We start from the raw sequence: 26,980 nt of genomic DNA, 5'->3' as shown, positions 1-26,980 counted from the left end.
GTGGGTGTACGTGCCGAAAATTTTATCAGTTAATGCTGGAAGTTCATCTTTGAAATTTCAGTTGATTGAAATGACGACAGAAGAAGAGATTACAAAGGGGTTATTCGAAAGAATAGGTTTGGAGAATTCAATCTTCTCTATGTCCACAAATGAGAAGAAAATTGAAAAGGTTCTGGATATCGCTGACCATTCTGTAGCTGTTAACATGTTATTGGAACATTTGTTAAGTGAAGGCGTTGTTTCTTCTTACGATGAAATCGATGGTCTTGGTCACCGTGTAGTTCATGGGGGAGAACTATTTAGTGATTCCGTACTTATCAATGATGACATTGTTGAAAAGCTGGAAGAGATTTCAAGCTTTGCACCATTGCACAATCCAGCCAATATTACTGGAATTAGAGCATTCAAGAAAGCGTTACCAAATACACCTGCTGTAGCTATTTTTGATACAGCTTTCCATCAAACGATGCCTGAAAAAGCATTTTTGTATGCGTTACCATATGAATATTATGAAGAGTACGGTATTCGGAAATATGGCTTCCACGGAACAAGTCATAAATACGTGACAGAACGTGCTGCAAAAATCCTGAATAGACCATTGGAAGATACGCGCTTGATTTCGTGCCACTTAGGTAATGGGGCAAGTATTGCTGCAGTAAAGGGTGGGAAGTCAGTTGACACGTCCATGGGCTTTACTCCTTTAGCAGGAGTAATCATGGGGACGCGTTCAGGAAATATTGACCCTGCGTTAATTCCTTACATGATGGAGCGTACTGACCAATCAGCAGAAGAAGTCGTAAATGTATTGAATAAGAAATCAGGATTACTTGGTTTAAGTGGTTTTTCAAGTGATTTACGAGATATTACAGAAGCGGCTGAGCAGGGCAATGAACGTGCTCAACTTGCACTTGATGTTTTCACGGATCGTATTCACCAACATATTGGACAGTATGCGGCGAGTATGGGTGGAGTAGACGCGATCATTTTCACTGCTGGAATTGGGGAAAATAGTACAATTGTACGTGAAAAAGTGATGAATGGACTGGAGTTCATGGGAGTGTATTTTGATCCTAGTTTAAACAATGTTCGTGGACAAGAAGCGTATATTAGCTTCCCTCACTCACCGGTTAAAGTATTAATCATTCCGACAAACGAAGAAATCATGCTTGCGCGTGATACAGTTCGTATTGCCGATATTTCACTCGAACCATTGCAAACAGTAGAATAAAATAGAAACTGCATCGATTGCCATTTGACAGTCGATGCAGTCTTTTTATGTACAAAATAAAAAAGTGACGAAAACTATTAGGTTTTCGTCACTCATCTGTTGTCGCTTATTCTTCCGGTGTACGTACAACAAGCACGTCACATTTTGCAGAACGAACGATGTTTTCTGAAACACTACCAATTAGGAAACGTTCAACTCTGTTCAAGCCAGTAGCTCCACAGATGATCAGATCTGCGTTTAACTTTTTCGCGATATCACGTGGAATTAAAGTTTTAGGAGAACCGTATTCAACGTGAATTTGAACGTTAGTCAAACCAGCTTGTGCAGCTTCTGTACGATAATCAGTTAATAATTCTTCAGCATATTTTTGTGCACGCTCTGCAATTGAACGGTCATACGCCTCAACAGCTGCATATGAACGCGTGTCGATGATGTTGATCAGGTGAAGAGTTGCTTCGTTACGATCTGCGATAGCAATCGCTTTTTTGAAAGCCCATTTCGCTTCATCTGAACCGTCTACTGCTACAATAATATCTTTGTACTTTAATGCCATAATAATACCACTCCATCCTTAAAATTAAATTCTTTCTACACATACTATATTCTACATCCATTTTATATTACCTTCTTTTTTGTCGAAATAATTTTACAAAACTGTATAAACAGAAAAAGTCTGTTGATTGACAAGAAAAAAGAGGAAAATTCTTTTATTTTCTGATAAGATTAAAATTGTAATTAATCGGCAAACGTAATAAGCGGTTACCGTAACATTCATTTTAGGAGGATTTTGCATGCGTATAGGTGTTCCGAAAGAAATTAAAAACAATGAAAACCGAGTGGCAATTGCCCCTGCGAGTGTACTAACTTTAAAAACAGCTGGACATGAAGTATTTATTGAAACAGGTGCTGGAGTGGGTTCCAGTTTTCAAGATGAAGAGTATAAAGAAGCAGGCGCAATCATTGTTGACACAGCTGCTGAGGCGTGGGATGTAGATATGGTGTTGAAGGTTAAAGAACCGGCAACTTCAGAATATCAATATTTCCGTGAAGGATTAATTTTATTTACTTATTTACACCTTGCTCCTGAAGTAAAGTTAACTCAAGCATTGCTTGAAAACAAAGTGACTGCGCTTGCATACGAAACTGTGCAGTTGCCAAACGGTGCATTGCCATTATTAGCTCCTATGAGTGAAGTGGCAGGGCGGATGGCGACTCAAATTGGTGCACAATACTTGGAGAAAACAAGAGGCGGTAAAGGTATTTTATTAGCAGGAGTTCCCGGGGTGTCACGAGGGAAAATTACCATTATTGGCGGCGGACAAGCAGGTACGAATGCTGCGCGTGTAGCAATTGGTATTGGCGCTCATGTTACAATTTTGGATTTATCGGTAGAAAGAGTCCGTCAGCTCGATGAGATGTTCGGTAAAAATATTCAAACTCTAGTTTCAAATCCTTACAACATTGCACATGCAGTGAAAGATGCGGATTTGGTTATTGGTTGTGTTTTGATTCCAGGCGCGAAGGCTCCAACGTTAGTCACTGAAGAAATGGTTAAATCAATGAGTCCAGGTTCTGTTTTAATTGATATCGCGATTGACCAAGGTGGAATCTTTGAAACTTCAGATCGCGTAACTACACATGATGATCCAACGTACGAAAAGCACGGGATTATTCATTATGCAGTTGCGAATATGCCGGGAGCCGTTCCGCAGACTTCTACGATGGCTTTGACGAATGTTACTATTCCTTATGCACTTCAAATTGCAAATAAAGGCGTTAAAAAAGCTTGCTTAGACAACGAAGCATTACTTAAAGGGATCAATACGCTGGCAGGACACGTTACGTATAAAGCAGTTGCAGAAGCGCAAGATCTTGAAGCTGTAAGTGCTCAAGAGTTACTAGAAACTTTATAATATGAAAAAGGGGTGATCTGGAAAGTCAGTACTATCTGATTTTCTGGATCACCCTTTATTGTGGGAATAATTCTTTTGTTAAGTATTTCTTATAGTATAGTAAGCCATACCAACCGCTTTACTTATACTACTTTCAAATCTTTTGGAAACTTCGTGAGCACTTCTACTCCATCTTCTGTTACTAGAACATCATCTTCAATCCGTACGCCTGTAATGCTTGGATCATAAATTCCTGGCTCGATCGTGAAGACCATTCCTTCTTTTAAAGGTAACGTATTTGTCGCTGTAAGAGATGGGTATTCATGAACAGATATTCCTAGACCATGACCGATTCTATGCGGAAATAAGTCTCCATATCCAGCTTCTTCGATGACGGAACGAGCAGCTAAATCTACTTCTTTAGCCAATGTACCCGGTCGTACGACATCAATTGCCGCTTGTTGTGCACGTTGCACAGTTTCATAAATTTTACGTTTTTCTTCTGTTGGCTCTCCAAATGCAATAGTGCGCGTAATATCGGAGCAATACCCTTTATACACAACGCCTAAATCAAACAGCACAAAGTCTCCTTTTTCGATGGCGCGGTTTCCAGGTATACCGTGAGGAGATGCCGTTTTTTTACCTGAAATAATAATGGTGTCAAAAGACATTTTCTCTGCACCTTTTTGTTTTACAGCCTGTTCGACAGCTTGCACGATTTCAAGTTCCGTTTTTCCTTCTGCTATTTCATTGCAACCGACTTCGATTGCGTAGTCTGCTAATTCAGCGGCTTTGCGTAAGCAATCGATTTCATTCTCATCTTTAATTAACCGATAAGTAGCTAATTCTTCATCCAATTTAGCGAATAACAGAGCTGGAAAACGTTCTTGTAGTATTTCAAAGCGATCTACAGTCAAATGTTCTTTCTCGATAGCGAGTAAAGAAAGTACTGAAACTCGCTTTGTGATCGCCTGCTCCAAAAATTCAAATGCATTATCCGTATCTTTATAGCCGATAATATCATATGTCCAACCGATCGATTGAACATCAGCTACTTCCATAGCAGGACAAATGATGAGAGGGTTATGATCTTTAAAAATAACCACACCTAGTAATCTCTCATGAGGTTCGCTTCTGAATTGTGTTAGATAAAAAATGTTATCAGGATTTGTTACAAGTGCAGCGTCAATCCCGTGTTCGCCTAAGAAACTTTGTACTTTTTTTATTGTGGACATGATGAAACCTCCTCTATGTAAGTTAGTATAGCAAAAAAGAGGGTTTTATGCTGTTTTGTAGAAGGTAATAAAGTATGTAGGATTAGAATGTAAAAGAGGAGAGTGTTTTTCAATGAAAATTTCTTATCACGGTCATTCGATAGTAAAGATTGAAACAAAAGGGAAAACGATTTTAATCGACCCGTTCATCACAGGGAATGATCTAACCGATTTACAAGCGGCAGACGAAAAGCCGGATGTCATTTTACTAACGCACGGACATAATGACCATGTGGGCGACACGATGGAAATCGCAAAAAGAGAAAACATTCTTGTCGTTGCACCGAATGAATTGGCTGTATATTTAGGTTTTCAAGGATTACAGACCCATGGCATGAATATTGGTGGATCTAAAGAGTTCGACTTTGGTACAGTGAAATATACACAAGCATTCCATAGTTCTTCGTATACAACAGAAGATAATGAAATTATTTATACAGGAATGCCGGCTGGATTATTGTTAACTATTGAAGGGAAAATCATTTATCATGCGGGTGACACATCTTTGTTCAGTGATATGAAGTTATATGCTGAAGATGGAATAGATGTTGCATTCCTGCCGATAGGAGACAATTTTACGATGGGTCCACGTGATGCAGCGAAAGCGGTTGAAATTTTACAACCAAAATTAACTGTGCCGGTGCACTACAATACGTTCCCACCAATTGTCCAAGATCCTGAAGAATTCAAGATGTTAGTCAAATCCCATGAAGTAAAAATTATGAATGCTGGGGATACGATAGAATTATAATAAGCCAAGCCTATTAATTAAACATATTATGTATAATTCATTGATTTAACTAAAAGTGAGTTTGACTATGGTGATTGGATGGAGTTAGGCTGACTTGAAGTGTCTGGCGGCTTGCGCTTTTGGCGAGTCCGCTGCGTGCCCTCAGGAAAGCGTCCGGTTTCTCTCGGGAGAATCCTAAACAATACACTACCTCTATTAACTACTCGTCAAAAGCCGATTCCTTTCTTCGGATAATCAACAGATTTGATAAAATACAAATAAAAGTGCTCATGGTCTAGACGTTTTGTTAGCGTCTTAGACCGTTTTTTATGTGACTTATGGTATGATTAGCAAAAAGCCTAAACCGTTATTAACAGATCGAAGAAAAAGGTGAAATCATGTCAACTAAACACGAACAAATTTTGCGCTATATTGAAAGTTTGGCAGTAGGGGAAAAAATTTCTGTCCGACAAGTAGCAAAAGCATTAGAAGTGAGTGATGGAACAGCTTATCGCGCTATTAAAGAAGCGGAAAATCAAAAATTGGTCAACACGATAGAACGCGTTGGTACGATTCGTATAGAGAAAAAGAAAAAAGAGAATATTGAACGTCTCACATTTGCTGAAGTGATCAATATTGTAGATGGTGTCGTATTAGGTGGACGCGACGGATTACATAAAACTCTGACAAAGTTTGTTGTAGGAGCGATGCAGCTGGAAGATATGATCCGCTATATAGATGCAGGCAGTCTATTAATTGTAGGAAATCGTCTAAAAGCACATGAAATTGCTATTAAAGCGGGTGCAGCCGTGCTCGTTACGGGTGGTTTTGACGCAACAGACGAAGTAAAACAATTGGCTGATGAAATGAACTTGCCAGTAATTTCTACTAGTTATGATACATTTACTGTAGCGACTATGTTAAATCGTGCAATTTATGATCAGTTAATTGAAAAAGAAATACTATTAGTTGAAGATATTCTCACTACTGTCGCACGAACCGTAACATTATCGCCCGAAGATTCAGTAGACCAGTTTTTTGAAGTGAATCATCAAACATCACATTCTGCCTATCCGGTAGTGGAATCTAATGGTAAATTAGTAGGAATCATTACTTCGCGTGACGTAGTGAGTAAGCCGGACGTCGAGATTATCGGAAAAGTGATGACACCTGATCCAATTACGGTAAATGGGAAAATGAGTGTGGCTTCTGCGGGTCATAGTATGATTTGGGAAGGTATTGATCTAATGCCTGTAGTGAACGATGCAGGTATTTTAGAAGGTATCATCAGTCGCCAAGATGTTCTTAAAGCGTTACAAATGACCCAACGACAACCACAACAGGGGGAAACGATAGACGATATCGTGAAAAATCAGATGAAAGCAATTGCAAATGCCCCTGGTAAAATTGAATTCGCAGTAGTTCCACAAATGACAAATCAATTTGGATCATTATCCTACGGTGCCATGCTGACAATTTTGACTGAAGCAGGCAGCCGGGCTATAAAAATTCAGAAACGCGGAGAAAGTGTTCCGGAAAATATTACGATTTATTTTATTAAACAAGTACAGTTAGGCGCTTCAGTTACAGTAGAGCCTAAAATCATTCACTTAAGCCGCCGTTTCATCAAACTGGAATTTGAATTGCTTTCAAATGATGGTATTGTAGCAAAAGCTATGGGTACATTCCAATTATTTGAAAAATAAAAAACTGATGTATATATACATCAGTTTTCGTTTAATCTACGCTCTTCTGCGATGAATTGTTTATAATGCTTTGTCGCGTTAAAATTGAAAATCGCAACATAGCCACCGAATAAAATAAAGATCGCAGCTACAACATATGTTAAAATACCATCAAATAACATTAATTGATTGATACCAAAAAAGATCAGTAGCGCACCGAGTGCAGTTCCGGCCATGCTTGCATACATCTTTTTGCGGATGGGAAACATATGGCTTGTACGGAATTGACGCGTTTTAAAAACAAAATAGAAAACGCCTGAAGCGACAATGCCGAACACGAAAAGAAAATTAACCGTCTCCATTCAAAAGCCTCCATTACATATAAATTTCATACTAACCAAAAGTGCTCATAGAGTCACTTTACATTGTATCGGCTTTTAACTAGAATTGCGAATACTAGAAACAGAACTTGGGGGAATCCACATGAAACGACAAATCATTGACACAATTGAGAAATACGACAAAATTATTATTCATCGTCACGTCCGACCAGACCCTGATGCATATGGATCACAGATGGGACTGAAAGCATTAATTGAGAAAAACTATCCTTCTAAGCAAGTGCTAGCTGCTGGGACACACGATGAATTGTTGACGTACTTAGGACAACCAAATCACGTGACAGAAGCAAATTATGAAGGGGCGCTAGTCATTGTGACAGACACAGCAAATACAGATCGCATTGATGGTCCGTTTTATAACAAAGGTGCGTTTTTGTTGAAAATTGACCACCATCCAAATGAGGATCCATACGGTGACGAACGTTGGGTGAATACAGAGGCTAGCTCATGTTCAGAAATGATTTATACTATATATGAAGAAGGTAAGGCATCGTACGATTGGGAGATGTCACCAGAAGCTGCACGTTTTCTTTTTGCAGGAATTGTGGGAGATACGGGTCGTTTTATGTTTCAAAGCACAACCGAAAAGACATTCGAAATTGCTAGCTCGCTGATTAAACAGCCATTTGATCGGACAGAGCTATTTGCCGGGATGTATGAAGTAGATCGTAAAATTTTACATTTACAAGGATATATTTATCAAAACTTTACGATTGATGAAAATGGGGCAGCATATATTAAACTGACGAAAGAAATTCTTGAAAAGTTCGATGTCACTGTTTCTGAAACTTCTCAATTGGTCGGTTCTTTAGGCAGTGTCAAAGGAATTTGTGCCTGGATTATATTTATCGAAGAAAAAGATCAAATTCGTGTACGTTTACGCTCAAAAGGCCCTGTTGTTAATACATTAGCTATGCAACATAATGGCGGCGGTCATCCGCTTGCATCTGGCGCTTCTGCGTATTCTTGGGCGGAAGTGGATGAGATTATCAAAAAGTTACAAAAATTGTGCGAAAATTATTAAGCAGAGCTGAGGGATTGATATGAACCTGATGTATCCGCAAATTATAACCGGTGCAGATTTATTGCGCGGAATAGTGAAATTAGATGAACTAGCTCCTCTTTTACAGCAAAGAGGAGCTAGTTCGGCTGCTATTGTAAATAGTAAGCTATTCGGTGTGCGTTCATTTAGTGCCATGCTATCTAAGCACGGTATTCAACCAGTCATCGGTCTTTCAGTTTTAGTCTCTTTGGATGAACATGAATTACTTGTCTATGTTTATGCAAAAAATCAGACAGGCTTCTCTAATCTAATGAAAATGAGCAGTGCTATCTCTACACGTGAAGAGGAAAACTTGCCTCTTTCTTGGCTACAAGCATATCGACAAGAGTGCATAGTCGTATGTGCATTAACACACATCACTTGGACTCATTATCGTAATGTGGAAACTATAGAGCTTTTGGCAGAAGGTGCTTATGAGTCTACATATATAGGAATAAGCCGGCCAGGAGGAGCACGTCATACGGAAGAAGAACAAGTTATCCAGTTAAGTGAACAGTGCCGCCTTTCGATCGTGGCTTGTCATGAGACGCGTTTTATACATGCGGAAGATTTTCCAGTGTATGAAGTGGCGACAGCGATTCGCAAAGGATATAAATTAAATGATCCAAAAAAGCCTAAAAATCGTTTTCGTCATGCGTATTTGCCCACTGGACAAACGTTTGAAGTATGGTTTGCCGATCGGCCGGAATGGCTAAGTATGATGGCGGAACTTTTGGAGTCCTGTAACGTAACTTTTACTAAGGAGCCATTTCAACTACCTAAGTTTCCAGTAACAGAAGGCCAATCAACGATTCGAGTATTAACTGAAAAGTGCCGGGCAGGCTTGGCTCATCGATTTCAATCATTGCCCGCGGAGTATGCTGAACGTTTACGCCATGAGTTGAAAATAATTGAACAGATGGGGTTTACAGATTACTTTTTAATAGTAGAAGACTATGTACGTTACGCCAAAAGTCAGGGGATTTTGGTCGGCCCGGGTCGAGGTTCATCGGCAGGTTCGTTAGTCGCTTTTGCGCTTGGCATTACAGAAGTAGATCCGATTCGGTACGGTTTACTATTTGAACGATTTTTGAATCCCGAACGCGTAACGATGCCAGACATAGATATAGATTTTGCGGACAACCGTCGTTCAGAAGTAGTAAACTACGTAGCGGACACATACGGTAAACAATATGTGGCACAAATTATTACATTCGGTACTTTATCAACAAAAGCTGTTGCGAGAAATGTAGCGCGAGCTCTTGATTTTTCTCCTGAAGAAGTCCGTTTTATGTCTTCCGAATTGAGTAGCAGTCAGTCATTTAGCGAAACGATTCGTCAATCCAAGAAACTTCAAAACTGGATTGCTGTTGATCCGAAAAGAGCGTTATGGCAACAAGCCGCGGAACGCTTAGAAGATTTACCACGTAATGCTTCCACTCATGCAGCAGGTGTTGTCTTGGCGGCGAAACCATTGGTCAATTATGTACCTTTACAAATAGGTACAGATGAAGTGTTCTTAACGCAATGGGCTATGAAGGATGTAGAAGAAGTCGGATTGCTTAAAATGGACTTCTTAGGATTACGGAATTTAACTTTACTCGATAGAATCCGTTCAATGATTGAGTATCGTACTAAACAACCGATCCATTTCGAATCGATTCCATTGGACGATTCGACCACCTATCAATTATTTAAAACCGGTGACATGTCTGGTATATTTCAATTTGAATCCCCAGGTATGCGTCGGGCATTGCAAACAATTCAACCGGATAATTTAAAGGATTTATACTCTGTTAATGCATTGTACAGACCAGGCCCTATGGAGTTCATCCCGCTCTATAGTCGGAGAAAAAATGGACAAGAACCTATTCATTACGATATTCCGGAATTGCAACCGATAGTAGAGGAAACATTTGGTATTATTATCTATCAAGAGCAGATTATGAAAATCGCAGTTGAAATTGCCGGCTTTACAATGGCAGAGGCAGATCTACTGCGGCGTGCGATCAGTAAGAAGAATCAACAAGTATTAGAACAAGAACGCCAACACTTTATTGCCGGAGCAATAAAAAAAGGATTTGAACAAAACAAAGCGAATAACGTCTATAACTTAATTGTCAAATTCGCAGACTACGGTTTTCCGAAGAGTCATGCGGTGGCGTACACACTGATTTCTTATCGCTTAGCGTTTTTTAAAGCGAATGAACCGACTATTTTTTACGCAGCCTATTTATCATCGCTAACAGGAAGTAAAGAGAAAACAACAGAACTCATTCGTGAAATTAAAGCAAAAGGTATTGCTGTTTATCCTCCTTCAGTAAAAAGTAGCCGCTATTCACATACTGTCGAGGGGAATGGCATTCGGTTAGGATTAGGGCTCATCAAAGGAGTAACATTTAGTTTCTATCAGCAACTAGCTACTGCAAGAGACGACTGGTCTTCGATGTTTGAAATGGCTGTTTCGCTTGGTGCAGAAAATTTTACTGAAAAGTCAATTGTTCCATTAATCAAAGCAGGAGCATTAGATGAATTTGAGGAAAAACGTTCTGTTCTCTTAGCTTCTATAGATGCTGCACACTCGCATGCGTTATATATAGGTGATGATACGTTTAGTGATCAATTTCAATTTAATTCTCGCCCGAAATATACACCTGGTGGTTCGATGGATCAAATGACTATGCTAAATTTTGAACGGGATGTATTAGGTTTTTATCTGTCTGAACATCCTGTTGAAGAGATCAAGCGACAGTTGAAAGAACCTTTTCAACAAATTTCTACACTGAATCATATGCGGCAAGGAACAAAAGTCCAGTGTATCGGCCTAATCTTGTCTAGCAAGCGAATTCGAACGAAAAAAGGGGAAGCGATGGCATTCTTTACGCTTCAAGATGAAACACAGGAAATATCTTGTACAGTATTTCCAAAACAATATGTGCAATTCAGTAAAATAAAGGAACAGGAGTTTGTTCACGTAACCGGCAGTGTAGAATTTCGAAACCAAACATTGCAATTAATTATTGATCAAATGAAAGTGGTTTCTCTTCAAAATAAATAAAAAAACAGTATGTATAGCAAAACATAATCAGTAATGAACAAACCGCGTCATTACTGATTATTTCACCTGATTTATAAAAGCGAGCGTTCAGTCAGTTCGCTAAATGTAGAAAGAAATCTCTTGATAATTCATGTTTATGCTTTACGGAGTCGATTCTTTTTTGTATGCTAGTAGCTAGGTGGTCTGACCACTTTGTTGAACGAATGAAAAAGGAGTTCTCCAATGCAAAATTCACAATCATCATCCAAGAGGTTTTTGGATATTATCGTAGAGCTGCAATCGCTAATTCGAGAACAAGGAATTCAATACGGCGATAAACTGCCTTCCGAACGTCATTTAGCGGAGAAACTACAGGTTAGCAGAACAGCGGTCCGTGAAGCATTGCGCAGCATGGAATTATTAGGCTTGATTGAAACTAAGCGTGGAGAAGGTACGTTTCTATCCGATTTCAAAAAGCATCAATTAGTAGAAGTTCTTTCTATGTTCATCATGCAGCAATCACGATCTGTTCAAGATGTTGTGGAAACTAGAATGATTCACGAACGAGCGGCGATTACGGCTGTTACGGAAAAACTAGAACTGCGTATGTTACCGGTATGGAAGGGTATGCAAAGTAAATTAGCAGAAGAAGATGCATGCTTTTTACGTGAAGACTTAGTTCGTGAAACGATTATTGCAACTGAAAATCGGCTATCGTTAAAAATCTGGTTTTTACTGAATCAGTATAGCGGTGTATCTTACGATATAGCTATTACAGAAAAAGAAGAAATTGCAATCGTTAGTGAGCTATTAGATGAAATGATGGCAGGGCACACAAAACAGGCGATAGCTTGTTATGAACAATGGATAGACCGAGTTGAGGGAGAAAGAAGGGAAATTGAATGAGTATCCGACAATTATTTAAAAAGAAAACAAAAGAAGAAAATCATACAATGACATCTGAAAAGAGTAAAAGTGATGTACCTGAAGGTATTATGACAAAATGTCCGGAGTGTAAACATGTAATCTTAACAAAGGATTTACAAAAAAACGGTAAAGTTTGCCCTTCTTGTCAGCATCATTATAAAATGACGGCTCAAGAGCGAGTAGAACATTTATTTGATGAAGAGAGTTTTGAGTCTATTGATAATCACCTGAAAACTGAAAATCCTTTAGATTTTCCTTCATACACAGAAAAAGTTATGGCGGATGCCGAAGCTACTGGTTTAAACGAGGCAGTATTAACAGGGACTGGTCGTATTCAGGGGAAACAGATAGCAGTTGCTATTATGGATGCGCATTTTCGTATGGGCTCCATGGGGTCTGTTGTTGGAGAGAAAATTACTAGAGCGGTAGAAAAAGCTACGCAATTAGGAATTCCGATGATGATTTTTTCTGCAAGTGGTGGCGCACGGATGCAAGAAGGTGTATTGAGTTTAATGCAAATGGCAAAAGTGAGTGTAGCTTTAGAACGCCATGCTGAAAAGGGTTTGTTATATATATCCATTATGACTTATCCTACGACTGGTGGAGTGTCGGCCAGTTTTGCTTCGGTAGGAGATATTAATTTGGCTGAACCAAAAGCTCTTATTGGTTTTGCTGGACGCCGTGTAATTGAACAGACTGTACGAGAAAAGCTTCCTGAAGATTTTCAGACGTCGGAGTTTTTGTTGAGTCATGGACAAGTGGATGCGGTCGTTCACCGTAATGATTTGCCGGGAGTGCTGCATAAAATTATTAAGCTACACGGGGGAAATGAGGTTAGTCCGGTATGAGTAAAACATTAGCTTTTGAAGAGCCTATTGTAAAATTGCGCGAGAAAATTAATGAATTGGAAGAATATACTGCATTAAATGATGTAGATCTTTCTTCAGAAATTATCAATTTGAAAAATCGTTTAGCGAAGTTAGAAAAAGACATTTACGAAAGTATGGAACCTTGGGATCGTGTACAAGTGGCTCGACATCCTGCGAGACCTACGACTACTGATTATATACAATACCTTTTTGAAGATTTCATAGAATTTCATGGAGATCGGAATTTCGGAGATGACGAGGCGATCGTCGGAGGAATTGCATCTTTTGAGGAAACAGCGATTACAATTATTGGTCATCAACGCGGGAAGGATACGAAAGAAAATGTTAGACGGAATTTCGGTATGCCGCATCCTGAAGGCTATCGTAAAGCACTTCGCCTAATGAAGCAAGCAGAAAAATTTAATCGTCCTATTATTTGTTTTATAGATACAAAAGGGGCATACCCTGGTAAAGCTGCAGAAGAACGCGGGCAAAGTGAAGCCATTGCTAGAAATTTAGTAGAAATGGCAGGATTGAAAGTGCCGGTAATTTCAATTGTCATAGGTGAAGGCGGAAGTGGTGGGGCACTCGCATTAGGAGTAGCAAATCATATTCATATGCTTGAGAACTCCACATACTCTGTTATTTCTCCAGAAGGTGCAGCTTCTATTCTATGGAAAGATCCGACATTAGCTAAACAAGCAGCGGAAGCGATGAAAATTACTGCACCCGATTTAAAAGAGATGAATATTATTGATGAAATCATTCCAGAAGTGTTAGGCGGCGCACATCGCGATCCAAATAATCAAGCCAATGAAATTCGTCTTACATTGCGCAGATCTCTTGAAGCGTTAGGAAAGTTGTCCGCCAATGAATTACTAGAAAACCGCTACGAGAAATTCCGAGGAATTGGTGTGTTTTCAGAATAAAAGATGCGGGAAACCGCATCTTTTCAATATTACATAGGTTTTATAACTGAAAGGAGTGGGGAGAATGAATAGAATTGCAGTGCTTACTAGTGGCGGCGATGCCCCGGGAATGAATGCAGCAATCCGTTCAGTTGTTAGAAAGGCAATTTACGAAGGATTAGAAGTATCAGGTGTGTTTCACGGATATCAAGGGTTAATTGATGGGAAAATTGAACAATTTCAATTAGGATCAGTAGGCGATATTATTCAACGTGGCGGAACCATTTTACGTTCTGCTAGATGTCCTGAATTTATGACTGAAGCAGGTCGGGAAAAAGCATATAACCAACTGAAACTGCATGGAATAGATGGTGTAGTCATTATAGGGGGCGATGGTTCCTTCCGCGGTGCTTATGAGCTGGTAAAGTTGGGTATACCTTGTGCGTGTGTACCAGCCACAATTGATAATGATATTAATGGCACGCAATTTACTATCGGTTTCGATACGGCACTGAATACAGTAGTAGAGGCAATAGATAAGATACGTGATACGGCTACTTCCCACGAACGTTCATTTATAATTGAGGTTATGGGTCGTGATGCTGGGGATCTGGCATTATGGGCAGGTTTAGGCGGTGGTGCAGAATCCATTCTGTTACCAGAAAAAGCGTTTGATGTGAATGAAATTGTTCAGCGCATAAAGCAAAGTACCGGCCGCGGCAAAAAACATAGTATTATTGTGTTGGCAGAAGGAATGATGCCAGCCCATAATCTTGCGGAAATCCTGAAAAAAGAAGCGGGTGTTGAAACGCGGGTCTCTATTTTAGGGCATATGCAAAGAGGAGGATCACCTTCCGCTCGTGACCGTGTTATAGCAAGCCAATATGGTTCGCGTGCTGTTGAATCATTAATTGAAGGAAAACAAAGTGTTGCTATTGGTATGAGAAATCATAAAGTGGTAGACTATAATTTAGAAGAAGTCTTTACGAAACGAGAAAAGTTGGACTTGTCATTACTGGATTTAGCTCAAACCTTATCCATTTAATTTGTCAATGTCTACAAGACACAGAGGAGCGATATGTAGTGAGAAAGACGAAAATAGTGTGTACAATCGGCCCAGCAAGCGAATCATATGAAACGCTTGGGAAATTGATTGACGCAGGGATGAACGTAGCTCGACTAAACTTCTCCCATGGCACCCAAGAAGAACATAAAACACGAATTGAAAGAATTCGTAAAGCAGCAGCAGAAAAAGGCAAAGTAATCGGTATTTTACTCGATACAAAAGGTCCTGAAATCCGTACGCATAAAATGACTGACGGCCAAATTGAATTGGTACGTGGTCAATCCGTCGATATTTCAATGGAAGAAGTACTAGGGACAGATAAAGTCTTTTCAGTCACATATGAAGAATTGATTAAAGATGTGGATCGCGGATCATTTGTCTTGTTAGATGATGGATTAATTGAACTTGAAGTGACAGGAAAAGATGAAGAAAATGGTCTGATTCATACAAAAGTAATTAATGCGGGACCATTAAAAGACAATAAAGGTGTAAATGTACCGAATGTTTCGGTTCAACTGCCGGGTATCACAGATAAAGACAAAGAAGATATTCTATTCGGAATTACACAAGGTGTCGATTTTATTGCGGCTTCATTCGTTCGTCGTGCATCTGATGTGATGGAAATTCGTGAATTACTTGATAATAATGATGGTGAAAAAATCCATATTGTACCGAAGATTGAAAACCAAGAAGGTGTGGACAACTTAGACGAAATTCTCCAGTTATCTGATGGATTGATGGTTGCGCGTGGAGATCTAGGTGTTGAAATACCTGCTGAAGAAGTGCCTCTAGTACAAAAGACCATGATCAAGAAATGTAACCAATTCGGTAAACCGGTTATTACAGCTACACAAATGCTGGATTCGATGCAACGAAACCCAAGACCTACTCGTGCAGAAGCAAGTGATGTGGCGAATGCGATTTTGGATGGTTCAGATGCTATTATGTTATCTGGTGAAACGGCAGCGGGATTATATCCAGTAGAATCAGTAAAAGTTATGTGTAAAATCGCATTATCAACAGAAGAGTCAATGGATTTCAAGTCTGTAGTCTCTACTCGCACAAGAGAAAAAGAAGGTAATTTGACAGAGGCGATAGGACAAGCAGCTGCTTATACAGCACTTAACTTGAATGTAAAAGCAATTTTAGCTCCTACAGAAAGTGGTCAGACAGCCGGAATGATTGCAAAGTATAGACCAGGAGTTCCGATTATTGCGGTGACTCGTTCTGAAGTGATTTGTAATAAGCTGACATTAATTTGGGGTGTTTATCCAATCGTAGGGAAAAAAGCATTGGATATTGACGGTATTCTTCAAGAATCCGTTGAAGAAAGTGTAAAACATCAATACGTCACACATGGCGATGTAGTCATCATAACTGCGGGTGTGCCTGTTGGAAAAGCAGGAACTACAAACTTAATGAAACTTCATGTCATTGGCGATTTGATCGGTCGTGGACAAGGTATCGGTAAAAATATCGCATTTGGCAAAGCGAAAATTGTTACTTCTTCAAAAGAAGCATTATCACTCGTAAACGAAGGCGATATTATTGTAACGCACGCAACGGATCGTGATATGTACGCGGCACTTGAAAAATGCGGTGGCATTATTACGGAAACGGCCGGACTCACTAGTCATGCAGCAGTAGTTGGTCTTAGTTTAGGAATTCCTGTAATTGTAGGTGTAGAAAATATTACTTCTGTTATTAAAAACGGCAGTGATATTACAATGGATGCTGCAAGTGGCGTTATTTATAACGGTCATGCAAAAGTATTGTAAAACATACAGACCGCTATTCTCATAAAAGAGAGGGCGGTCTTTTTGGAGGTTTTTAGATGAAATGGTTAGTGACTTTTTTCATTATTGTACCAACCGCAGAATTGGCATTATTGACGGTTTCAGGTAAGACACTCGGTATTGTTCCAACCATATTAATTATTATCGCAACGGGAATTGGTGGGGCTTACCTAGCAAAAAAACAAGGGTTAAGAGCATGGCGTGATCTACAGCACCGCATGACAACTAGAGAAACTCCGGGTAAGGCTTTGATCGATAGTGTATGCATATTATTTGGCGGTTTGCTCCTTTTGATGCCAGGATTTTTGACAGACTTGATCGGATTGCTCCTGTTATTTAGCGGTCCCCGCAAAATTTTGTATCCATTCATCGTGAAGTGGCTGTATAACAAAATGAAAAATGGTCAAATTCGAGTCATGTAAAGGTAGGATGTTCCTTAATTTTTAACGCTAAAAAAAGAAAAAATGGTAGAAATAGTACTCCGTAAATACCAAATAAGTAAACAGCACAAGCAGTGATTAGAAATGAATGAACAGTGCGTAATTTAAAAGTATGTGCCCATAAATAAGATTCTGTCATCTGTCTTGTGACTAATAAAATAATGTATAAAATTAACAATCCAACAGCTAATTGCAAGTTTTCAATATAAAATGTAAACGCGATCATCGGTAAAAACACCAATCCGATTCCTAAAAAAGGGATACTATCGACTAATGAAAGTAAAAAAGCTTTTGTGAGATAAGACTCGAACTGTAAAAGTCGGAATCCGATACTCATAAGTACAAAGGTAACGAAAAAAAGTCTGAGTTGAACTGAGAAGAAATGTCCCATCAGCCGGCTGGCCTTAGAAAAAACACGAGTTGCATTTGTTCTGAAATTCTTTGGAAAGTATACTAAAAACCAAAATCGATTCGTTGCACTTTCTCGTAAAGCGAAAAAAAAAGCAATAATAAACATAAATGTGCTAAACAATTGTTGGAAGAACTTTTGGAAAAAGCTAATGAATCCCTCAACTGCCTCATGACTGGATTGAATGAGATTTTCAGCAATGTCATTTATATTCCAGCCCTTTACATCGACCATTTCTAATATAAGAATCAGTTGATCTTCTATTGCCCAAATTACAGAAATAAGCCCGTTAATTAGTAAGAAAATAAATGAATATAAAAGAAAAGCTAGCAAACTCATAACGATAAGAGTAGCTAAAAATGCAGGGAGTTTTGTTAACGAAATTAAAGAATTTACGAGTGGAGCAGAAAAAAACGCTAAAATTATTGCAAAACCGATAGGCGGAATAATAAGTATAAAAAGTACAATGGATATTGCAGGTAACCATTGACGTGAAAAGGTTTGTAAACTTTTTTTGTCTATGGATAACATGTATATTTGTCCATTCCTTTCGAATAAATATAAATAAAAAACGTCTTTACCATTCACAAAACCGTAAAAGTTGCTTATAATGGATTTTGTAAGCGTTTTAGATAAAAATATAATTAGCAGATGGCCGTCATTCTGCACCTCGCTTCTGGGGGATGGTCAGACTGGGGAGAAGGAGAGAATATCATGACAGCAACAAAAGGATTGGAAGGTATCGTTGCAGCACAAACTCAAATCAGTTCAATTATCGATGACACTCTTACATACGTAGGTTATGGCATCGATGACTTGGCGGATAATGCTAGTTTTGAAGAGGTTGTTTATCTTCTTTGGCATAAGCGTCTTCCGAACGAAAAGGAGCTTGCTGAGATTAAACAGCAACTAGAAGATAATGCAGAAATTCCACAAGGGGTAATCGATCACTTCAAAACATATCCAATCGACAAAGTGCATCCAATGGCAGCACTTCGTACAGCAATCTCGCTTCTAGGATTATATGATGATAAAGCTGAAGATATGTCGCCAGAAGAAAACTACAATAAGGCTATTAAACTTCAAGCAAAAGTTTCAACAGTTGTAACTGCTTTCGCGCGTATCCGAAAAGGACAAGAGCCAGTAGCGCCTAAAAAAGGTCTTAGCTATGCAGCGAACTTCCTTTACATGCTTTCTGGGGAAGAGCCTGCTGATATCGCGGAAGAAGCATTCAATAAAGCACTTGTTTTACATGCAGACCATGAGTTGAACGCTTCCACATTCACTGCACGTGTTTGTGTAGCGACACTTTCTGATATGTATTCAGGCGTAACTGCTGCAATCGGCGCTTTAAAAGGCCCGTTACACGGCGGTGCAAACGAAGCGGTTATGAACATGTTGATGGAAATCGGTGATGAAGATAAGGTCGAGCCGTACATCCGTGAAAAGCTAGCAAACAAAGAAAAAATCATGGGCTTCGGTCACCGTGTATACCGTTCTGGTGATCCACGTGCGAAGCATTTACGTGAAATGTCTAAGAAATTGACTGCTCTTCGCGGTGAAGAAAAGTGGTATAATATGTCTGAACAAATCGAAGCAATTGTAACTGGCGAAAAGAAATTGCCGCCAAATGTTGATTTCTACTCCGCTTCGGTATATCATTCATTAGACATCGATCATGATATTTTCACACCTATTTTTGCAGTTTCTCGTTTTTCAGGATGGATTGCACATATCCTAGAGCAATACGAAAACAACCGCTTGATCCGCCCGCGTGCTGAGTACGTAGGACCAGGTATGCAGAAGTATGTACCAATCAATGAACGATAAAAACTAGTAAATTTGTGGGGCGGTATCTCGTATACCGGCCCACTGATTTTGAAATCAGGAGGATATCAATAATGGCTAATGATGGAAAGATTACAGTAACTAACGGTGTTTTAAACGTTCCAGATCACGCAACGATTCCTTTCATTATAGGCGATGGCACAGGTCCAGATATTTGGAACGCAGCTTCTCGCGTAATTGAAGCAGCTGTTGAAAAAGCTTATAACGGTGAAAAGAAAATTAATTGGCTTGAAGTTCTTGCAGGAGAAAAGGCATTCAATGAAACAGGTGATTGGCTTCCAAAAGAAACACTTGAGACAATTGAGGAATATCTAATTGCGATTAAAGGACCACTTACAACGCCAATTGGTGGAGGATTCCGTTCATTGAACGTTGCATTACGTCAAGAACTTGATCTTTACACGTGCTTGCGTCCGGTTCGTTATTTCGAAGGTGTACCTTCACCCGTGAAACGTCCTGAGGATTGTGACATGGTTATTTTCCGTGAGAACACAGAAGATATCTATGCTGGTATCGAGTATCAACAAGGTACTGACGAAGCTAAAAAATTAGTTAACTTCCTTCAAACAGAGCTAGGAGTTAAAAATATTCGTTTCCCTGAAACTTCAGGTCTTGGTATCAAACCGATTTCAGAAGAAGGCACAAAACGCATTGTACGTGCGGCTTTGAAGTATACAATTGAAGAAGGACGTAAATCCTTAACAATCGTACACAAAGGTAATATTATGAAGTTTACAGAAGGTGCATTTGCAAGTTGGGCATATGAGCTGGCTGAAGAAGAGTTCGGCGATAAAGTGTTCACTTGGAAGCAATACGATCGTATTAAAGATGCAGAAGGTACAGAAGCTGCGAACAAAGCACAAACTGAAGCTGAAGAAGCTGGCAAAATCATCGTTAAAGATGCAATTGCAGACATCTTCTTGCAGCAAATTTTGACACGTCCAAAAGAGTTTGATGTAGTAGTTACAATGAATTTGAATGGAGATTATATTTCTGATGCACTTGCTGCACAAGTTGGTGGTATCGGAATCGCTCCAGGGGCAAACATTAACTATGAAACTGGACATGCTATTTTCGAAGCTACTCATGGTACTGCACCTAAATACGCAGGTTTAGATAAAGTTAACCCTTCATCTGTTCTTCTTTCAGGCGTCATGATGCTTGAACACCTAGGATGGAAAGAAGCAGCTGACTTGATCACTAAGTCTATCGAAAAAACAATTGCTTCTAAAGTCGTAACATACGATTTCGCACGTCTGATGGACAATGCAACAGAAGTGAAAGCATCTGGATTCGCTGATGCTTTAATCGAAAATCTATAAGATGTAAGTAGAGGGGGATATGATCCCCCTCTTTCTATTATACTGTTTTGGAAAAGGAGAGTTTTACATGTCATTGAAGCGAAAAAAAGTATCGGTTATCGGATCTGGTTTCACTGGAGCAACCACTGCATTTCTTCTAGCTCAAAAAGAACTTTGCGACGTAGTAATTGTAGATATTCCATCAATGGAAAATCCAACAAAGGGCAAGGCTTTAGACATGTTGGAAGCAGGACCAGTTCAAGGGTTTGACGCAAACATTATAGGTACTTCTAATTATGAAGATACGAAAGATTCGGATGTAGTCGTTATTACGGCTGGTATTGCACGTAAGCCTGGAATGAGTCGTGACGACTTAGTCCAAACGAATCAAAAAGTAATGAAATCGGTAACAGCTGAAATCGTCAAGTATTCTCCAAATACAAAAATCATCGTATTGACAAATCCCGTAGATGCGATGACATACACAGTGTATAAAGAATCAGGATTTCCAAAAGAACGCGTCATTGGTCAATCAGGAGTGCTTGATACCGCTCGTTTCCGCACGTTTGTCGCACAAGAACTGAATCTATCCGTCAAAGACGTAACAGGCTTTGTTCTAGGTGGTCATGGCGACGATATGGTACCTTTAGTGCGCTACTCAACCGCAGGCGGAGTTCCACTAGAGAACTTGATTTCTGCAGGTCGTTTAGAAGAAATTGTTAATCGTACACGTAAAGGTGGAGCAGAAATTGTTAACTTATTAGGAAATGGTTCTGCTTACTATGCGCCTGCTGCTGCGTTAGTGGAAATGACGGAAGCGATCTTAAAAGATCAAAAACGTGTCTTACCTTCTATCGCATACTTGGAAGGTGAGTACGGCATGAATGGTATTTATTTAGGTGTACCTACAGTGTTAGGGGCAGAAGGTATCGAAAAGATTATAGAACTTGAGTTAACTGATGACGAAAAAACAGCTTTAGAAAAATCTGCGGATTCTGTCCGTGCTGTTATGAATGTTCTTGCATAAGTTATAAAAACGGGGCTGTCCAGAAAGTCAGTAACATCTGATTTTCTGTGATGGCCCTTTTCTTATGGAAATAATTCATTTCGCGATTTCTCGATTTTTCTTTGATTGATTGCTATAATTTACATATTGAATAAATTTTCTGCATCTTCACAGTTACAATGAACCTATATGAGGAGTGATTTTATTGTTGAAGAGTAAAAGAAAAAAGATGGGGAAAGATATTTCTCAATTAGAAGTTGGGGAAAAGATTACACTTACTGAGAAAATTGAGGATAAGGATTTGATGCTTTATCTAGGATTGACGAATGACGCGAATCCGTTATATTTACAACACGATTATGCGGCAGAGACCATTTATGGACAGCCAATTGTGCCGCCTATTATGCTGACTGGAATTGTGACGGCGGCCATATCTAAGCATTTGCCGGGACCTGGGGCTCATGTTATTAATCAGCAACTCCACTTCCCAAAGCCGGTCTATCATTATGCAATTGTCGAATTTACATTGGAAATTACAAAATTAGATTTTACGACAAACCAAGTCACGATACAAGTCAATGCGGTAGATGAAGAGTCGGAACGTGTGATGAGTGGAGAGTTAGTTGTGAAAGCTCCTGAAAAAGTAGTAATAGAACAAGTCGTTTCAAAAGGAAACTTACATGTCGAATAAGCAGAAAGTGTTAATTGTAGAAGATGAACAATCGATTCGAAAACTGTTGGAATATACTTTGGAGCAAGCAAACTATCAAACGGTTCTTGCAATTGACGGAGAGGAAGCCATTCGACAAACTATGGATGAATCCCCTGATCTGATAATCTTAGATTTGATGTTGCCAAAAACCGACGGCATTGAGGTGTGTAAAACATTACGGAGGAAGAATATTGAAACTCCGATTATTATGTTAACCGCCAGAGGAGAAGAAATGGATAAAATCATTGGTTTGGAAATGGGGGCCGATGATTATATGACGAAGCCTTTTAGCCCTCGTGAAGTTGCGGCACGCGTGAAAGCGGTTCTGAGACGATCGGGTGAAAAAACTTTTCAAACAGAGGAGCAGCGATTACAAACTGGTCAGCTTGTCGTATATCCAGAAAGATTCGAAGCGTACCTAAACGATAAACAGTTGGAATTTACACGTAAAGAATTTGATTTACTCGTGTATTTTATGAAAAATCTGAATCGAGTACTCACACGCGAACAATTATTGCTAGCCGTCTGGAATTATGATTTTGCTGGAGATACGAGAATAGTAGACGTGCACGTTAGTCATTTGCGAGATAAAATTGAGGAGAATACGAGGAAACCTCTCTATATTAAAACTATAAGAGGAATCGGCTATAAGTTTGAGGAGAAAAAATAAATGAAAAATTATTATTCAAGTTTACTAGCTGCTTCAGCAATCATTCTCTCGGTCCTATTAATTGTACTAGGAATCATCTTAGGACAATTTTTTCATTTGTTTGCAGAAAGTGTTGATCCAAAGATTCAACAGATGTATTGGGTCTATCTTTTATTCACTTTAGTTTTAGTTTTCGTAGTGATGATGTTTGTAATGGCGAAAATACTTCAGCAATATGTGCGTCCAATAGATCACTTTACAAACGTTACACATCAGTTAGCTCAAGGCAACTACTCGGCAAGAGCGCAAATAGAAGATGGCCGTTTAAATCATCAATTAACAATGGCGATCAATCAAATTGCAAGAAATTTGCAAGAAAACTCTATTTTACGTGAGATGGAAGCAGAACGACTGAAGACATTGGTCAGTAGTATCGGCAGCAGTCTACTCATGTTCGGTCGCTCAGGAGCAGTGAATCTCGTCAATAAAGTATTCGAGGAAACTTTTCATCGGAAAAGTGAAGACTTGATGGGTAGAACGTACAAAGATATTGGGCTACCGGAAGATATTGAAACTGAAATCGAACAGATTTTCTTAACGGAAGAAGTACGCACATTTCAATCAATGGTCTTTTTAGAAAATGAAATCTGTCATCTTGAAGTGTACGGGGCACCTGTCATCGGAGAAAATGGAAAGTGGTTAGGGATTGTTATTGTGATGCATGATATTACAGAGTTGGTACTACTTGAACAAGTGCGTAAAGACTTTGTGGCAAATGTATCCCACGAACTCAAGACGCCTATTACATCTATTAAAGGTTTTTCTGAAATGTTGTTAGATGGCGCAGTGGAGGATCCAGCTGTTCAGCAAAACTTTTACGAAATTATGTATAAAGAAAGTAATCGACTGCAGTTATTGATTGAAGATTTGTTACGTCTGTCCAATATGGAAAGAGGAAGTTTTGAAATTACTAGCACTGAAGTGGATGTAGTTGATATTGTGAACCAATCACTGCAAATTGTAAGAACTAAACTTCAAGAAAAACGGATGGAAGTCGTGCTTCACATGCCGGATCATTTAACGATTTCCGCAGATCATGATCGTTTAGTGCAAGTGATGGTAAATTTACTCCATAATGCAATTGCTTACTCTCAAGAAGAAACGGTGATTACTGTGACAGTTGAGAAAATAAAAGATTATGTGAAGCTTACAGTCAGTGATCAAGGGATCGGTATTATGCAAAATGAATTACCTAGATTGTTTGAACGTTTTTATCGAATTGATCGTGCTAGAAGCAGAGAGTCAGGTGGCACGGGTCTTGGTTTAGCTATTGTTAAGCATATTGTGGAAGCACATCACGGACTGGTCACAGTTGATAGTGAAGTAGGAGTAGGTACGGAATTTCACGTGCAATTACCGTGTGTTGAAAAAACTTTTGAAACTTAATCGCCTCCCATTCCGTAGAGTAACTATACATAAGAAAAGGGAGGAACAACTATGGGAACAAAACGAATCTTGGTGTCGCTAGGTTTAGTGCTCACCGGGTTATTACTGTTACTTATCGTTTTTACGACTTGGTATACAGTGGATGAGTCCGAACAGGCCGTAGTCATTTCTTTTGGACAAGCCGGAGCGCCAGTGACAGATTCTGGACTTCATTTTAAATTGCCTTGGCCAATCCAAAAGGCAGAGATTTTATCAAAGGAAACATACAGTATTCATTTTGGTTATAAACAAGATAAATCGGGAGAAATTGTCGATAAGGAAACAAAAATGATTACTGGAGATGAATACATAGTACTCACTGATTTAACCGTTCAGTGGCGAATTGTAGATCCGAAAAAATATTTATTCAATGCAGAAGAGCCTATTGAAATTTTACGAGATGCTGCTTCCGCCTCTATTCGATCTGTTATTGGTAGTTCAACGATTGATGCTGCTTTAACAGATGGTAAAGCAGAAATAGAAGCAAAAACACGTGACCTACTAACGAGTTTAGTAGAGAAGTACAATATAGGGATTGCTGTACAAGGAGTAAAATTACAAGACGTAGAATTACCTAATGCAGAAGTTCGCGCAGCTTTTACAGCGGTTACAGATGCACGCGAAACGAAGAACACGAAAATAAATGAAGCGAAAAAGTACGAAAACCAAAAGAAGAACGAAGCAATCGGTGAACGTGATGCGATTAAATCACAAGCGCAAGGTAGAAAAACAGCGCGTATCGAACAGGCTCGTGGAGATGTAGCTCTGTTTAGTGATTTGTATACAGAGTATGCAAAAAACAAAGAAATCACTAGAGAGCGTCTAATTATAGAAACGCTCGAACAAGTATTACCTAAAGCGAATCTTTACATTATGAATGATAGCGGAGAGACGATGAAGTATTTACCAATCGAAAAATTGCAGAAAACAAAAGTAGAAGAAACAACGGAGACAGAAAAATCTTCTGAGAAAGGAGAGAAAGCTTCATGAGCAATGAACAGAATCCTTTCAAAAAAATAGAAGAAGCATTGAAAAAAATGGGAGAAACAGATCAACAAAAGAAAAAGAAAGTTCCTACTGATTCAGAACCCGAGTCAAAAGTCTATCCGATTAAACCGAAGAAAACGATTGATGTAAAACGATATACAAAGTTGATCATTTCATTAACTGTAGCATTTGCTGTCATCGTCATTCTTTTGTCCAACTTATTCATCGTAAAAGAAAATGAGTATCGTGTCGTACGTCAATTTGGTGAAATCACACGAATCGTTAAAGAACCAGGAATTAATATGAAAATTCCTTTCATACAAAGTATTTCTACACTTCCTAAAAACCAAATGACATCGAACGTATCGGAAGCGGAAATTACGACGAAAGATAAAAAGCGAATTATCATTGATAATTACGCAGTATGGAATATTGTAGATCCGGCTAAAATGATTTCAAATGCTCGTAATATTGTAAATGCCGAAGCGCGTTTAGAAGAGTTTATCTATTCAGTAGTTCGAAATGAAATGGGTAAACTAAACTATGTAGACGTAGTCAATGACGAGGATTCATCCCGCGGCAGTTTAAATGACCGTGTCACAGAGAAAGTAAATAAGTTTTTAGCGGACGGAAATTATGGGATCGAAGTAGTCGATGTTCGTATGAAACGTATTGATCTGCCAGAAGAGAACGAGCAATCTATTTACACACGGATGATTTCTGAACGACAATCAACAGCTCAGTCCTATTTGTCTGAAGGGGATGCAGAGAAACGCAAAATTGAAGCAGAAACCGATCGTGAAGTACAAGAGATGCTGGCGAAAGCAAAAGCTGAAGCCGCTATCGTCACTGCACAAGGTGAAGCAGAAGCAGCTAAAATTTATAATAATACATTCGCCAAAGACCCAGAGTTCTATAAATTATACAGAACCCTCCAGTCATATACGAAAGTAGTGAACGATGAAACAATGATCATCCTCCCAGCAGACTCTCCATACGCCAAATTACTAACAGGCTCGTTACAATAACAAAACAAAAGTGCGCCATTATCATTTCTAGTTGCCATCATGGTAAACTAAGATGAAATGGCGCATTTATATATCAAAAGCGGAAAGCGCCGTTAAGACTCGACAGGCGCTGGAAGACGTTACACGAAGGCGTTTTTTGCCTTCTTGTACCGTCTGAAGCGACCCGAGAGTCTGGCGCTTGTAGCTAGTCGAATCAAAAGCGGAAAGCGCCGTTAAGACTCGACAGGCGCTGGAAGACGTTACACGAAGGCGTTTTTTGC

The 26,980-nt window shown here is 39.2% G+C and carries 24 protein-coding genes; 20 read left to right on the top strand and 4 right to left on the bottom strand.

Translation table 11 applies throughout. The features are described from left to right. The first annotated feature begins 70 nt into the window (after positions 1-70). Positions 71-1,228, top strand: a complete 1,158-nt coding sequence (locus DV702_RS06720; RefSeq protein WP_371682751.1) for an acetate kinase — start codon at positions 71-73, stop codon at positions 1,226-1,228. A gap of 106 nt (positions 1,229-1,334) precedes the next feature. Here DV702_RS06720 and DV702_RS06715 read toward each other — a convergent pair whose 3' ends face one another. Next, positions 1,335-1,781, bottom strand: a complete 447-nt coding sequence (locus tag DV702_RS06715; protein ID WP_114924067.1) for a universal stress protein — start codon at positions 1,779-1,781, stop codon at positions 1,335-1,337. Between the two features lie 238 nt (positions 1,782-2,019). Here DV702_RS06715 and ald point away from each other — a divergent pair, with 238 nt between their 5' ends. Beyond that, positions 2,020-3,141, top strand: a complete 1,122-nt coding sequence (gene ald, locus DV702_RS06710) for an alanine dehydrogenase (protein ID WP_114924066.1) — start codon at positions 2,020-2,022, stop codon at positions 3,139-3,141. A 122-nt stretch (positions 3,142-3,263) separates the two neighbouring features. On the opposite strand, the gene DV702_RS06705 is transcribed toward ald, so the two are convergent. Further along, positions 3,264-4,355, bottom strand: a complete 1,092-nt coding sequence (locus DV702_RS06705; protein ID WP_114924065.1) for a M24 family metallopeptidase — start codon at positions 4,353-4,355, stop codon at positions 3,264-3,266. Between the two features lie 112 nt (positions 4,356-4,467). Between DV702_RS06705 and DV702_RS06700 the strand changes: the two genes are divergently transcribed. Then, the gene (locus DV702_RS06700; RefSeq protein WP_114924064.1) at positions 4,468-5,145 is read left to right on the top strand and encodes a metal-dependent hydrolase; all 678 of its coding nucleotides are present in this window, start codon (positions 4,468-4,470) and stop codon (positions 5,143-5,145) included. A 377-nt stretch (positions 5,146-5,522) separates the two neighbouring features. After that, the gene (locus DV702_RS06695) at positions 5,523-6,830 is read left to right on the top strand and encodes a DRTGG domain-containing protein (RefSeq protein WP_114924063.1); all 1,308 of its coding nucleotides are present in this window, start codon (positions 5,523-5,525) and stop codon (positions 6,828-6,830) included. Between the two features lie 20 nt (positions 6,831-6,850). Here DV702_RS06695 and DV702_RS06690 read toward each other — a convergent pair whose 3' ends face one another. Then, positions 6,851-7,171, bottom strand: a complete 321-nt coding sequence (locus DV702_RS06690) for a YtpI family protein (protein ID WP_114924062.1) — start codon at positions 7,169-7,171, stop codon at positions 6,851-6,853. A 121-nt stretch (positions 7,172-7,292) separates the two neighbouring features. Between DV702_RS06690 and DV702_RS06685 the strand changes: the two genes are divergently transcribed. The 8 genes from DV702_RS06685 to DV702_RS06650 all read left to right on the top strand — a co-directional run bounded on the left by DV702_RS06685 (position 7,293) and on the right by DV702_RS06650 (position 17,277). Further along, positions 7,293-8,234: a DHH family phosphoesterase gene (locus tag DV702_RS06685; RefSeq protein ID WP_114924061.1), complete on the top strand. Its 942-nt coding sequence runs from the start codon at positions 7,293-7,295 to the stop codon at positions 8,232-8,234. A gap of 19 nt (positions 8,235-8,253) precedes the next feature. Next, positions 8,254-11,310 (top strand): DNA polymerase III subunit alpha, encoded by a 3,057-nt coding sequence (locus DV702_RS06680; protein ID WP_114924060.1) that lies wholly within the window; start codon positions 8,254-8,256, stop codon positions 11,308-11,310. Positions 11,311-11,532: 222 nt separating this feature from the next. After that, positions 11,533-12,195, top strand: coding sequence for a FadR/GntR family transcriptional regulator (locus DV702_RS06675; protein WP_114924059.1), 663 nt, complete (start codon positions 11,533-11,535; stop codon positions 12,193-12,195). After that, positions 12,192-13,064 (top strand): acetyl-CoA carboxylase, carboxyltransferase subunit beta, encoded by an 873-nt coding sequence (accD, locus tag DV702_RS06670; protein WP_114924058.1) that lies wholly within the window; start codon positions 12,192-12,194, stop codon positions 13,062-13,064. The genes DV702_RS06675 and accD overlap by 4 nt, the downstream gene beginning before the upstream one ends. Beyond that, complete coding sequence (locus tag DV702_RS06665; protein ID WP_114924057.1) at positions 13,061-14,014, top strand: acetyl-CoA carboxylase carboxyltransferase subunit alpha; 954 nt, start codon at positions 13,061-13,063, stop codon at positions 14,012-14,014. The genes accD and DV702_RS06665 overlap by 4 nt, the downstream gene beginning before the upstream one ends. A 64-nt stretch (positions 14,015-14,078) precedes the next feature. Beyond that, positions 14,079-15,038, top strand: coding sequence for a 6-phosphofructokinase (gene pfkA / locus DV702_RS06660; protein ID WP_114924056.1), 960 nt, complete (start codon positions 14,079-14,081; stop codon positions 15,036-15,038). Positions 15,039-15,076: 38 nt separating this feature from the next. Further along, positions 15,077-16,837, top strand: coding sequence for a pyruvate kinase (gene pyk / locus DV702_RS06655; protein WP_114924055.1), 1,761 nt, complete (start codon positions 15,077-15,079; stop codon positions 16,835-16,837). 56 nt (positions 16,838-16,893) lie between these two features. Further along, the gene (locus DV702_RS06650; RefSeq protein WP_114924054.1) at positions 16,894-17,277 is read left to right on the top strand and encodes an FxsA family protein; all 384 of its coding nucleotides are present in this window, start codon (positions 16,894-16,896) and stop codon (positions 17,275-17,277) included. On the opposite strand, the gene DV702_RS06645 is transcribed toward DV702_RS06650, so the two are convergent. Then, positions 17,270-18,235 carry an AI-2E family transporter gene (locus DV702_RS06645; protein ID WP_114924053.1) on the bottom strand — a complete coding sequence of 322 codons (966 nt, stop codon included), beginning with the start codon at positions 18,233-18,235 and terminating at the stop codon, positions 17,270-17,272. The two genes, DV702_RS06650 and DV702_RS06645, sit on opposite strands and share 8 nt — an antisense overlap. 183 nt (positions 18,236-18,418) lie before the next feature. On the opposite strand from DV702_RS06645, the gene citZ reads away from it, so the two are divergent. The 8 genes from citZ (at position 18,419) to hflC (ending at position 26,720) form a co-directional block, all read left to right on the top strand. Next, entirely contained in the window at positions 18,419-19,534 is a 1,116-nt protein-coding gene (citZ, locus tag DV702_RS06640) for a citrate synthase (protein ID WP_114924052.1), read from the top strand. Between the two features lie 71 nt (positions 19,535-19,605). After that, a complete protein-coding gene (icd, locus tag DV702_RS06635; RefSeq protein ID WP_114924051.1) occupies positions 19,606-20,874 on the top strand; it encodes an NADP-dependent isocitrate dehydrogenase in 1,269 nt (422 codons plus the stop codon). 67 nt (positions 20,875-20,941) lie between these two features. Beyond that, positions 20,942-21,880: a malate dehydrogenase gene (mdh, locus tag DV702_RS06630; RefSeq protein ID WP_114924050.1), complete on the top strand. Its 939-nt coding sequence runs from the start codon at positions 20,942-20,944 to the stop codon at positions 21,878-21,880. Positions 21,881-22,064: 184 nt separating this feature from the next. Further along, complete coding sequence (locus DV702_RS06625) at positions 22,065-22,550, top strand: MaoC/PaaZ C-terminal domain-containing protein (RefSeq protein WP_114924049.1); 486 nt, start codon at positions 22,065-22,067, stop codon at positions 22,548-22,550. Further along, complete coding sequence (locus DV702_RS06620; RefSeq protein ID WP_114924048.1) at positions 22,540-23,241, top strand: response regulator transcription factor; 702 nt, start codon at positions 22,540-22,542, stop codon at positions 23,239-23,241. Before DV702_RS06625 ends, DV702_RS06620 begins: the two co-directional genes overlap by 11 nt. Beyond that, entirely contained in the window at positions 23,242-24,666 is a 1,425-nt protein-coding gene (pnpS, locus tag DV702_RS06615; RefSeq protein WP_114924047.1) for a two-component system histidine kinase PnpS, read from the top strand. A gap of 51 nt (positions 24,667-24,717) precedes the next feature. Then, positions 24,718-25,695, top strand: a complete 978-nt coding sequence (gene hflK, locus DV702_RS06610) for an FtsH protease activity modulator HflK (protein WP_114924046.1) — start codon at positions 24,718-24,720, stop codon at positions 25,693-25,695. Beyond that, entirely contained in the window at positions 25,692-26,720 is a 1,029-nt protein-coding gene (gene hflC / locus DV702_RS06605; RefSeq protein ID WP_114924045.1) for a protease modulator HflC, read from the top strand. Before hflK ends, hflC begins: the two co-directional genes overlap by 4 nt. The last annotated feature ends 260 nt before the right edge of the window (positions 26,721-26,980 follow it).

Origin of the sequence: Sporosarcina sp. PTS2304 (assembly GCF_003351785.1) — a bacterium.
Lineage (GTDB): Bacteria > Bacillota > Bacilli > Bacillales_A > Planococcaceae > Sporosarcina.
The sequence above is the reverse complement of the archived record's forward strand: the minus strand, read 5'-3'. Positions and strand labels throughout refer to the sequence as shown.